Annotated in this window: 11 protein-coding genes and 1 pseudogene; 9 read left to right on the top strand and 3 right to left on the bottom strand. The window is 31.5% G+C overall.

The genetic code is table 11. The annotated features are described in order from the left end of the window. Window positions 1-380 precede the first annotated feature (380 nt). Together HMPREF9129_RS12150 and HMPREF9129_RS10500 are read left to right on the top strand one after the other, a co-directional pair. Window positions 381-512, top strand: coding sequence for a hypothetical protein (locus HMPREF9129_RS12150; protein ID WP_257009105.1), 132 nt, complete (start codon window positions 381-383; stop codon window positions 510-512). 36 nt (window positions 513-548) lie between these two features. Next, window positions 549-1688 carry a hypothetical protein gene (locus HMPREF9129_RS10500; protein ID WP_050794606.1) on the top strand — a complete coding sequence of 380 codons (1140 nt, stop codon included), beginning with the start codon at window positions 549-551 and terminating at the stop codon, window positions 1686-1688. 304 nt (window positions 1689-1992) lie between these two features. Here the strand turns inward: HMPREF9129_RS10500 and HMPREF9129_RS11290 are convergent, their stop codons facing one another. Beyond that, window positions 1993-2145 carry a hypothetical protein gene (locus HMPREF9129_RS11290; protein ID WP_004819349.1) on the bottom strand — a complete coding sequence of 51 codons (153 nt, stop codon included), beginning with the start codon at window positions 2143-2145 and terminating at the stop codon, window positions 1993-1995. 305 nt (window positions 2146-2450) lie between these two features. Here HMPREF9129_RS11290 and HMPREF9129_RS00905 point away from each other — a divergent pair, with 305 nt between their 5' ends. From HMPREF9129_RS00905 to hisS, 3 genes are all read left to right on the top strand, one after another. Further along, window positions 2451-3863 carry an alanine/glycine:cation symporter family protein gene (locus HMPREF9129_RS00905; protein ID WP_004819345.1) on the top strand — a complete coding sequence of 471 codons (1413 nt, stop codon included), beginning with the start codon at window positions 2451-2453 and terminating at the stop codon, window positions 3861-3863. Between the two features lie 103 nt (window positions 3864-3966). Further along, window positions 3967-4965 (top strand): formimidoylglutamase, encoded by a 999-nt coding sequence (gene hutG / locus HMPREF9129_RS00900; RefSeq protein ID WP_004819344.1) that lies wholly within the window; start codon window positions 3967-3969, stop codon window positions 4963-4965. 9 nt (window positions 4966-4974) lie between these two features. Next, window positions 4975-6282: a histidine--tRNA ligase gene (hisS, locus tag HMPREF9129_RS00895; RefSeq protein WP_004819342.1), complete on the top strand. Its 1308-nt coding sequence runs from the start codon at window positions 4975-4977 to the stop codon at window positions 6280-6282. Here the strand turns inward: hisS and HMPREF9129_RS00890 are convergent. Continuing rightward, complete coding sequence (locus tag HMPREF9129_RS00890; RefSeq protein ID WP_004819340.1) at window positions 6274-6804, bottom strand: ECF transporter S component; 531 nt, start codon at window positions 6802-6804, stop codon at window positions 6274-6276. The genes hisS and HMPREF9129_RS00890 overlap by 9 nt on opposite strands. A gap of 59 nt (window positions 6805-6863) precedes the next feature. Then, the gene (locus tag HMPREF9129_RS10495) at window positions 6864-7304 is read right to left on the bottom strand and encodes a MaoC/PaaZ C-terminal domain-containing protein (RefSeq protein ID WP_004819338.1); all 441 of its coding nucleotides are present in this window, start codon (window positions 7302-7304) and stop codon (window positions 6864-6866) included. Between the two features lie 122 nt (window positions 7305-7426). Here HMPREF9129_RS10495 and rocF point away from each other — a divergent pair, with 122 nt between their 5' ends. From rocF to HMPREF9129_RS00865, 4 genes and pseudogenes are all read left to right on the top strand, one after another. Next, window positions 7427-8320, top strand: coding sequence for an arginase (gene rocF, locus HMPREF9129_RS00880; protein WP_040552110.1), 894 nt, complete (start codon window positions 7427-7429; stop codon window positions 8318-8320). A 20-nt stretch (window positions 8321-8340) separates the two neighbouring features. Further along, window positions 8341-9125 (top strand): annotated as a pseudogene (thiD, locus tag HMPREF9129_RS12740) (bifunctional hydroxymethylpyrimidine kinase/phosphomethylpyrimidine kinase). 167 nt (window positions 9126-9292) lie between these two features. Beyond that, the gene (locus tag HMPREF9129_RS00870) at window positions 9293-9958 is read left to right on the top strand and encodes a Crp/Fnr family transcriptional regulator (protein WP_004819332.1); all 666 of its coding nucleotides are present in this window, start codon (window positions 9293-9295) and stop codon (window positions 9956-9958) included. A 488-nt stretch (window positions 9959-10446) separates the two neighbouring features. Then, window positions 10447-11811 carry an MATE family efflux transporter gene (locus HMPREF9129_RS00865; RefSeq protein WP_040552109.1) on the top strand — a complete coding sequence of 455 codons (1365 nt, stop codon included), beginning with the start codon at window positions 10447-10449 and terminating at the stop codon, window positions 11809-11811. Window positions 11812-12049: the final 238 nt, after the last annotated feature.

The following is a 12049-nucleotide window of genomic DNA, read 5'->3' as shown; positions in this document are numbered from 1 at the left end:
TTAACTATTAAAGAAAATTATAGGACAATCTAAATAAAAAGGAGGAGTTTTAATGGGAAAGTGTCAAAATCCTCAAAGGTATAAAAACGGAGATGGGTTTAGTTTGTAAATGACTAATATTGACTAGACAAGATATAATAGATCTAACATAAATGTTGATAGTAACAATTGGGTTAGATGTAGGGTTGTTTCCGCTTCTGATTTTTCAAATGTATTATACGATAAATATTACTATTTAAATGGAATTACGAAATATAATGCATCATTTAACAAACAAATAACATTGTGCAATCCTAATAGAGATTTTAATACAGGAAGTGCTATATAATGGGGGATTTTCTCAATCATATTTGTATAGAGCAGATGGGAGTTATACACCTATGAACTATAGTAGTGTTACTAATAGAACTGGAAAATTTGGAGTTTCAGGGATTTATGGAAGTAGAGATAAAGTAGAAGTAAATAGTAGTACACAATGGGATACAGAAAATATAACTATAAGATTTAACTAATAAAAATAAGATATGAGTTGATAAAGGAGAGTGAAAGTGAATAACAAAACTAAGTTTATAATATTGTGTTGCGTATTGATGATGACTAAACGTGTTCAGGCTACGGAAATACAAAAAGTAAATATTCAAATTCCAAGTTTTAAGGTAAGCATTAATGATATTGAGATGGAAAAGAGAGAAAATAAATATCCTATTATTTTATATAAAGATGTAACTTACTTCCCAATGACATATAAAAATTCAAGATTTTTAGGAGTGAATACTTTTTGGGATAAAGATACAAAAACTTTAAAAATAGAAAGTGATATACCAAAAGGAGATTATTATAGATATATTGGAAGAAGAAATAAAAATTATGATGTAGCTAAGCAAGCAGATTTCAATATAGTTGTCAATGGAAAGGATATAGATAATAAAAATGAAAAGTTTCCTTTGTTAGTATATAGAGATGTGACATATTTTCCGTTGACATGGAGATTTTGTAATGATGAATTTAATTGGGAGTATAGCTTTGATAAAGATTCAGGCTTGAGAATAAGTTCTAAAAAAAATAATTGTAAAAGAGATATTTTAAATGTAAGTTCATACAATACTAATTTTAGAGAATACTATTTCTCAAAAGAAATAGGAGGAATAAACTACTTAGTAGGAAGAAATAGAAAGAATTCAAATATAATAATCTCTAAGGTTGATAGCGGAAAAGATGTTGAAGTAAAAGATGTAAATAAAAATGGAAGCAATTTAGTTTTAGACAATAATAATTTATATTTTACCGTGGATTACGAAACTCAAAAAACTGTTAATTGTTTAAATTTAATAGATATGGAAGAAAAAGAAATATTAAGGCTTGATGTTAATAAATGGGATCCTATATTAATGACAGCACTTAATGGAAATATTTATTATAAAACTTCTATAGAAAATGGATCATTATTCAACCAAAATAGAAAGAAATTAAATAGAGAAGGTTCTCTAACAGGTTTGAGAAAAGTAAATAACTATGTATTTGCGACTTTTGATAAAGGCGACAATTTAATAGTTTTTGATAAAAATCAAAGTATAGTTGCAAAGACAAAGGGAAATATAAATGTTAAAACAGTTAGTGTTTTAGATGGAGTATTGACATTTAAAGATGAAGATACCGGGTTAATAAGAGAAGTGAAGTTTAATATTTAATAATTAAGTCCGTCGAAGAAATTCGGCGGATTTTAATATGGAAAGATAAAGTATAAATTTAATATAAACATAATATTTAAAATAGCTTTGAAGCTATAATTTAAATGATAAAATAAGATGAGTTGCTAGAGAAATACGAACAAACAATGAGATGAAGCAATTTAAAATACTAACATTTGGAATGAAGAATTTTAAAAGATTTAGAATCAAAATATTATTTATGACAGATTCAAAAATTGTAAATTGATATACACTCTCTTGAATGGTTGAGTTTGAATTAGATATCTGAAGTTGAGTTTCTTGATCAGTGCCTCCTATATACTAATTCACCTGAGGCAACCATATCCTTAAAGGTTTCGTTTTCTATTACCGAATTCATTTCTTGTGCAAAAGCTGTTCTTGAAAACATAGAGATAAAGAACATTACCAAAAAGTAATAATAAATTTTTATTTTCATATTATTTCTCCTTATATTGTTTTTTTATATAGGCATACAAGATTAGGCTATATAAGACGGCAATTGTAAATTTTACAATATCTTTTTCTATTATACCGGCGCAATAAATTAAGAAATTTAATAGCATAAGATAAAAAATCAATTTTGATAAGTTTTGAAATGAGGTTGTAAAAACTAATACATGAATGTAAAATTTTTGAAATACCAAGATAAATATAATATAAAAATTATACTAAAAATAGTTTTAAAGTTATAATTAAAATGGTAAAAGTAGTAAAAATATAATTTTAGTTTGGGAGAAGAAGATGGAGCTAATTTTAAAAATAAATGATATTTTAAATGGAATAGTTTGGGGTTGGCCTATGTTAATCCTATTACTTGGAACGGGAATTTTATATACTACAGTGCTAGGGGCACCGCAGCTTACAAAATTTTTCTACACAATAAGAAATACTATACTGAAAGTTTTTGAGCAGGCGAGTGAAGAACACGAGGGAGATATAACTCCTTTTCAAGCAGTGTCTACAGCACTCGCAGCCACAGTTGGCACAGGGAATATAGCCGGAGTTGCTACAGCAATAGCATCCGGTGGGCCTGGGGCTATATTTTGGATGTGGGTTTCAGCACTATTTGGTATGGCGACAAAGATGTCAGAGGTAATATTGTCCATAACGTATAGAGAAACGGACGATTATGGTTATTCAATAGGTGGGCCAATGTACTATATCAAAAATGGATTGGGACTTGGTTGGCTGGCAAGTACATTTGCATTTTTTGGAATGATTGCTTCGCTCGGAATAGGCAATATGACTCAATCAAATTCCGTTGCTGTCGCACTCAACACCACATATGGATTGAATAAATTATATGTTGGTATAGGAGTTTCAGTCTTAGCCGGCATTGTAATAATTGGCGGGATAGCACGTATAGCAAAGTTCACAGCAAAATTAGTTCCTCTTATGGCAACACTATATATAGTAGGTGCATTATTTATAATATTTTTAAACATAAAGAACGTGCCAAGTGCTTTTGCTGAGATTTTTAGAACTGCTTTTTCACCGAGAGCTGCTTTGGGTGGCGGAATGGGAATAGCTATTAAAAAGACTATAAAATTTGGTATAGCAAGAGGCGTATTTACAAATGAAGCTGGCTTGGGGTCTGCACCGATAGCACATGCTGCAGCTCAAACTGACCATCCGGTAAGACAAGGACTGTGGGGTATATTTGAAGTGTTTGCAGATACTATAATGATATGTACCTTAACTGCGCTGGTAATCATTGTTACAGGTCAAGCTTACAGTGGTCTGACAGGAGCGGAATTGACTACAAAGGCATTTCAAACTGGATTTGTAGGGGGAGACCACGTAGTTACAATTGGGCTCGCTCTATTTGCCTTCTCAACTATTTTGGGTTGGGAATACTATGGAGAAAAGTGTTTCCAATATTTATTCGGCAGAAATTCGGTTTGGATTTATAGATTAATTTATATACCGATAGCAACAGTTGGAGCTATTGGAGGCTTACAGGAAATTTGGCACATTTCAGATACATTAAATGGACTTATGGCAATACCAAACTTGGTTGGAGTTTTACTCCTTATGCCGGTTGTAATAGCGTTAATCAGAGACTTCTTCAGAGATCCGGACAGAAAGAGAACTAAAAGAGAAGAATACCTAAGTGCTATTCCGGAAAAATATAAAAAGCATTTAGATATTTAGCAGATTAGAAATGATTTTTAAATGATTAGATCAGTAAATCATGGCAAAAAGCTGACAATATTTTAATTTAATGATAAAATCAAAATATTGAGGGAGTGGTTATATGATAGAAAATTATAGTAAAGAACTTCCATACAACTGGACGGGAAGAGTAGATTCAGTGAATGATTTCGACTCATTTAGATGGCATCAATGGGTTGAGATAATAGATTTAAATGATGAAAGTTTAGAACCTTTTGAAGGTAAATTTGGAATTGGTATATTAGGTTTCGAATGTGATTGGGGAATAGAGTATAACAAGGGAAGAGTTGGAGCAGCCAACGGACCTAAGAGCATTAGAAAAGAACTTTCTAAATTGCCATGTGATTTTCCAAAAGAAGTGAAAATTTTCGATTGTGGAAATGTATATGTTCAAGGTATTAGTTTAGATGAAGGACAAAGATGTTTGGCTAAAGCGGTGGACAGAATGTTGGATTTAAATTTAAAACCTATTATTTTGGGTGGAGGGCATGAAACAGCATTTGGACATTACCAAGGACTTTTTAATAAGTATGGAAAATCAAACAAGTTAGGAGTAATAAACTTTGACGCACATTTTGATTGTAGACCTTATGAAGAAAACGGCCCATCATCAGGAACTATGTTTAGACAAATTCATGATATGAACAAAGAAAATGGTTTAGATTTTAATTATTTGCCAATAGGAATACAAAAGCATTCCAACACAGTGAGTTTGTTTAATTTTGCAAAAGATGCAGGTGTAGAATATATTTTAGCTAAGGATATAGTGAATGGACAAATTTATAAATTGTTTGACAGTATAGATAAGTTCACAAGAAAATTGGATTCTGTATATGTGACAATTTGTTCTGATGTATTTTCAAGTTCTTATGCACCGGGGGTAAGTGCTCCACAACCTTTGGGGTTGGATCCGGAAGTGGTAATTATAATACTTAAACATATTTTACAAACAGGTAAAGTGGTGAGCTTTGATATAGCGGAAGTATCGCCAAGATACGATAAAGACAATGCTACAGCCAGCCTTGCAGCAGTGTTGATATACAGTGCAGTGAGTGAGATGGTTGAAATAAACTTTAATTAGGGGGAAGAAATGACAGATATAGTAAAGCCTTCAACACTTCCAGGATTTATGGAATTGTTGCCGAGAGAACAAATACTTTTTAATGAGATGTTGGACACGATAAAGAGAAACTACGAGAAGTATGGATTTTTGCCATTGGATACTCCGGTAATTGAAAAGAGTGAAGTACTTCTTGCGAAGGGTGGTGGAGAGACAGAAAAACAAATCTATAGATTCCAAAAGGGAGACACGGATATGTCTCTTAGATTTGATTTGACAGTGCCATTGGCAAGATATACAGTAGAACATTTCAATGATTTGTCTTTTCCATTTAAGAGATATCAAATAGGAAAGGTATATCGTGGAGAAAAGGCGCAAAAAGGAAGATTTAGAGAGTTTTACCAATGTGATATCGATACGATAGGAAATGAAAAGCTCAGCATTTTAAATGATGCTGAATTCCCTGTTGTAATATACCACACATTTAAAGAATTGGGATTTGATGAGTTTGTAGTAAAGCTAAACAACAGAAAAATATTAAATGGATTTTATAAAGAACTGGCAATAGAAGATACAGTTTCTGTGCTTAGAACTGTAGACAAGTTGGATAAAATAGGTATTGATAAAGTTAAAGCTGAGCTTTTAGCGGTAGGAGTTTCTGAAGAAAATGCCGATAAAATTTTGAACTTCATCACAATAGAAGGTACTAATAAAGAAATTATAAAACAGCTTGAAAATTTAGGTATTGAAAATGAAAGTTTTAAAGAGGGAGTTTCAGAATTAACTACTGTAATAGATTGTATTGGTGGATATGGAGTTCCAGAGACAAATTATAGAGTTGATCTAAAAGTTGCAAGAGGACTGGATTATTATACAGGAACGGTTTATGAAACAGAACTTGTAAACTATCCTGAAATAGGTTCGGTTTGTTCGGGGGGAAGATATGAAAACCTTGCAAGCTATTACACAGATAAGAAACTTCCGGGAGTTGGTATTTCAATAGGACTATCTAGGCTTTTCTATCAACTTAACCAAGCAAATATAATTGAAGCTAAGAGAGAAAGCTTAACAGATGTAATGGTAATTCCTATGGATGAATATGAAATGGACAGCATAAAACTTGCTGCAAAATTACAAGAAGCAGGCATAGCTACAACTGTCTATACAGAAAAAGCCAAGCTTGGAAAGAAATTTAAGTATGCTGATGCTTTAAATATCCCATACACAATTGTAGTTGGAGAAAACGAAGTACAAACTGGGAAATATGCTATCAAGGATATGGCAAAGCAAGAACAAGAAAGTTTAACAATAGAACAAATAATAGAAAAATTAAAGTAATAAAATCCGACGGGCAATCGTCGGTTTTTTGTAAATAAATCTTAAATATATAATTTTTTTTAAGAAAGGATATACAATTCCTGCACCAATTGCGCCGAAAAGACCTTGTAACAAGTTTGGAATTAGTGCAGCAAGTGCTGTTTCGTAAGTGTATCTCAATATTCCAAATTCATATAAAAAGTATCCGGCCGGCATAAATATACAAGCTATACCGAAAGCCACAAAAGGATTGAGCTTAAACTTTTTAAGAAGTTTAAATGCGATGAAAGCTTCAATTGCCTTTATAACTAAAGTTGCAGGAGCATAAAGACTATATCCAAGCAAGATATCAGCGAGTGCACAGCCGGCTCCGGCAGCAAATGTATTATATGCAAATGGTAAAAGAGCTGCAGCCAAAAATACGGCTATTTCAGATGCGTTAACATACCCTTTAGTGGCCGGGATTGGAATATTTATAACCATAGTAGTTACGGTTACGATAGCCATAAAAAGGGCAGTGCGAGTTAATAACTTAATATTCATAAAAACCTCCAAGTAATTATATTATAATTATATGGAGGTTAACGATTTTTTACAATACTTTATATAGATGGATTCTTGGCAATTAAAACAATGGCAGTAAGGGTTAGTACAATTTCATCATTTTGATTCATAGAGACCATATCAAATTTTACAACACCATGAGGATTTTTTACTGAAGGAGTGATTTCAGATACAGTCAATATGGAATGCAGTTCATCATCAGCAAAAACAGGAGCCAACCATCGTATGTTGTCCATTCCTATACCGGCTATAACTCCTTTTTCATCGATTTTAGTTTTAACCCACTCTCCCCAACATACATTTAAGGTCATCAGTCCGGATGCGAAAAGCTTTTTAAACCTTGTCTTTTCAGCGACAGATTTATCTAAATGAAAAGGGCGAGGGTCATATTTTTTAGCATGTTCTAAAATATGTTCCTCTGTAATTTTAACAGAATCTATATTAAATGTTTGTCCAACAAAATAATCTTCTAAATACATAATTCACCTCTTTTAAAAGATACCCTTAGAAAAATTAAAATAACTGAGTATAGAGAGTGAGTTTAGGTATATTTCTATAGGAATTGTTGTATAATTATAAAATAATGAAAAAGGGAGAAATTATGAATAAAAATATTTCTGTAATAGGTGCACCGCTTGATATGGGTGGAGTCCGTCAGGGTTCTAGGTTTGCACCTGACACACTTAGATTACTCGGCTTAATAGATAAAATAAAAAGACTCGGATTAGATATAGATAGAGATTTTAACTTAGATGTTAAAAATGGATATAAATTGGAAAAATCAGAAGACAATTTAAATCATTTAGATATGATTTTAGAACAACTAGATATTCTTTTTGAAAGTGTAAAAAATCAAATGGAAGAAGGCAGATTGCCTTTAGTAATAGGGGGCGACCATACAACAGTTCTTGGAACTATGAAAGGTGTGTTGAATAATTATCCAAATGCTGGGCTAATATATTTTGATGCGCATGCGGATATAAACACAACAGAAACCTCCCCATCGGGGAATATACATGGAATGCCTATAGCAGCTTTAATCGGAATGGGAGATGAGAGATTAAAGGCTGTTGGGGGAAACTTAACTTTAAATCCTGAAAATATAGTTTATGTGGGCCTTAGAGATTTGGATAATGGCGAAAAGGAAATTTTAAAAGAGAACAATATTAAATGCTACACTATAGCCGATATTGATCAACTTGGAATGGGAAGAGTTATGGATGAAGCTTTAGAGTATTTAAAAAATACAGACGGAGTACATGTTTCATTTGATGTAGATTGTTTAGATCCAATATTTGCGCCGGGAACAGGGATTCATTTATTTGGTGGACTTAATTTTAGAGAAGCAAGACTTGGTTTAGAAAAATGTCACGCTTCAGGAAAAGTTTTGAGTTTGGAATTTGTAGAGCTAAATCCATTACTTGATTATGATAATAAGACGGCGGAATTATTAATTGAACTTATTTGTGCAGGATTAGGAGAAGTTAGATTATAGATTAATTTTGAGGAGTCGTTATGAGAAAGAAAGTACTTACTATAGCCGGAAGTGATTCGAGCGGAGGAGCAGGAATACAAGCTGATTTAAAGACTATGATTTCAAATGGAGTATATGGGATGAGTTGTATTACAGTGATAACAGCTCAGAATACTACAGGAGTTACAAAAGTATTAGAAGTTAGTCCGGAAATTTTGGATGAGCAGTTGAAATGTGTATTCGAAGATATATTTCCAGATGCTGTAAAAATAGGAATGGTTTCAAATTCTGAATTAATTGAAGTGATAGTGAAAAATTTAAAAAATATTCTGCAAAGAATATTGTAGTGGATCCGGTTATGGTGGCGACAAGTGGTTCAAATTTAATTAAATCAGGGGCAGTGAGTACACTAGAAAATAAATTATTTCCAATAGCTGATTTGATAACTCCGAATTTAAAAGAGGCAGAAGTTTTATCTGAAAAGAAAATAAAAAGTAAAGAGGACATGCTTACTTCAGCGAAGTTTATATATGAAAAGTCACACGTGGCAGTGTTGGTAAAAGGTGGACACTTGGATAGCAGTTGTGATGATTTGTTATATGATGGAACTGAAAATTGGTTTAGAGGAGAAAGAATAGATAATAAAAATACACATGGAACCGGATGTACACTTTCATCAGCCATAGCTTCGAATTTAGCTAAAGGAAATTCACTTAAAGACTCAATATATATGGCGAAACTATATTTAAATAATCTATTGATGAGAAAGATGGATTTGGGTAAAGGAAGTGGCCCGTTAGATCACGGATATTTTATTTCTGAATAGAGCGAAGTAAAGGTACTGGAATTTAGTACCTTTAAAATTTATTTTTAATTATTATAGATACTTTCTAATATAATTATTTTCATGTTAATATAGTAAATATAAAAAGAAAAAGCATTTAATAAGTGTATGTTTAGAATTTAACTCATATATTTGAATGAAGGTTTGATATGGATACTAAAAAAATATTTAAACAGAAATTTCCCTTTTGGGAAATGTTAACAGAATATGAACAAAATTGTATAGTTGAAAGTACCCTTTGTAATAACTATGAAAAAGGTGATTTAGTGCATGGGGGAAGAACTGTCTGCACGGGCATACTCTATGTAATAAAGGGAAAGCTAAGAGGTTATGTGTTATCTGAAGATGGAAGAGATATGACGTTGAATAAACTTATGGAAGATAGTATGTGCATAATGTCGGGAGCTTGTATTATAGATGATTTAAACCGAAATTTTTATATAGAAGCAACTGAAAATGCACAAATTTTAGTAATTGATGTGAAATACATAAAAAAACTTTCTGAAAAATATAATGAAGTTAAAATATTCTTTTTGGAAATAGCAAAAGATAAATATCAAAATGCATTTAATTTAATGCAAAGTATGATGTTTATACCCTTAGAAAAACGCCTTTTGAATAAGCTCTTAGAAGAAAGAGAAAGACAACATTCCGATGTTCTTAGTTTAACTCATGGAGATATTGCAAAAGATATAGGCTCGGCAAGGGAAGTTGTTTCAAGAAGTTTAAATACACTGCAAGATAAAAACATAATAAGCCTTTCAAGAGGTAAGATAGGAATTAAAAATATAAAAGAGTTAAAAAAATTGATATAATAAAGAAAATAAAAATTAACGATAAATTAACGATGTTAAACTAAATTAATAATAATCGATTTGAGAAAGAGATTATGAAGAATAAAATTTTTTAGTAATATTATTTTATAATAAAGTTAGTGTAGTTTTAATTATTATGAGTAGAATGGTCATTGTAAATCAGCGAGACTACAAAAAATAGTATAGTCTTTAAAAGACGGAATGAACAGTTTTAAAAGCTTCTAGAAGTAGAAAAAGACGAGAAAACTAAAGATTCTCGTCTTTTTTGATACAATACATTTATTAAAAAGCAAATTCATATATAGGCAGTGAATAATTTTACATTAATTAATGAAAAGATAGAATTAAGAATAAACTTTAATACCATAAATATACAATAACTATATTTGTGGTTTATGAAGTGTTTTAGAATAGCTATAATCTCTTTGAGAGATATTTAAATTGAGTAATAGTATTAACTTCAAAAATAAACGGGAGTAATGTATGTTATGGAGACAAAAAAATTTTTGCAAAAATTTAATTTAACAGAAGGAACAGTATGGAAGATTATGCTGCAATTTGCAATGCCGATTTTTCTGGGGACTTTGTTTCAATCGCTCTATACGACTGTAGATGCGATTATTATCGGAAGATTTGCAGGTAAAGAAGCATTAGCATCAATAGAATCTGTATTCACATTAACAAAAATGCCGATCAATTTTTTTGCTGGACTTGCATCAGGGGCAACAATTATTATTTCTCAATATTATGGGGCAAAAAAGAATAAAGAGGTGTCCGATGCAAGTCATAATGCTATGTTGTTTGCTTTTGTCGGGGGGATAGCATTGACTGTAATTGGCTGTATTTTGTCACCATTTGCTATAAAAGCCATTCGTGTTCCAAATGAAATTGTAACTGATGCACAGAGATATATCTTTATTTATTTTTCGGGGATAGTTGTATCTATGCTCTATAATGTGGGAGCCGGTATATTGAGAGCGCTTGGAAATTCTAAAACACCTTTTTATTTTTTAATCGCAGCTAATTTTCTTAATGTAATTTTAGATTTGATTTTTGTAGCATTTTTTAGATTAGGTGTTGTGGGAGCAGCAATTGCTACTGTTTTTTCTCAATGTCTAAGCACTGTTTTGATTGTAGTGGCATTAACAAAAACTAAATTGCCTTGCCAAATAAGCTTTAAGAATCTAAGATTTCATAAAATTCATGTAATAGAAATCTTTAAGTTGGGATTACCAATAGGAATACAATCCGTTTTGTATCCACTCTCCAACACTATAGTTCAAGCTAGCATAAATAGTATAGGAGTTGATAGCATTGCCGCTTGGGCTGTTTGTGGGAAATTAGATTTTCTTATATGGGCTATATCTGATGCTTTTTCTGTTGCAGTGGCAACTTTTGTTGCTCAAAATTATGGTGCACAGAAGTACGAAAGAGCAAGAAATGGTGTGAGAGTGGGATTAATTATGGCATTGACCTCAATATCAGTAGTGAGTTGCGTTTTATATTTCTGTGGTGAAATTTTTGCGCAACTTCTTATTGATGATGAAAATGTAATTTTTATTACTTCGCAAATTATGCACTTCATTGCTCCGTTATATCTTATTTATGTGTTTTGTGATATCTTGCCTGGAGCGATACGAGGAACGGGAGATACATTTAGGCCTATGGTAATAACTCTTTTGGGAACTTGCATTTCAAGAATTTTGTGGGTTTTATTCATAGTTCCGCTTAACCATACTCTTATAACAGTATTATCATGTTATCCCATATCATGGGGGATAACAGCGTTCATATATATAGTATACTACATAAAGCGTTTCTCAAGATTGGGTAACAAACTTAAAAGTATTTAAGTGAAGTAAAGCACTTAAATTATATATAGTGGTATTGCAAAAATTTATATATACAACAAATTTGCTTTTTAGACTAAGATGTTTTTAACTGTATAAGTTTTCATATTTATAAAACTTGGAATTAAAGAATTAGCTTTCTCATCTTCAAACACCAATGTTCAAATAATGTTTTGTCTTTAGTGTAAATTGTTTCTAGCGATTTACATTTTATACTAATATCCGTTAAACAATAGATACA

It is taken from the genome of Peptoniphilus indolicus ATCC 29427, assembly GCF_000227315.1.
Lineage (GTDB): Bacteria > Bacillota > Clostridia > Tissierellales > Peptoniphilaceae > Peptoniphilus > Peptoniphilus indolicus.
Note: the sequence above shows the minus strand (reverse complement) of the source record. Positions and strands in the feature narration are given on the sequence as shown.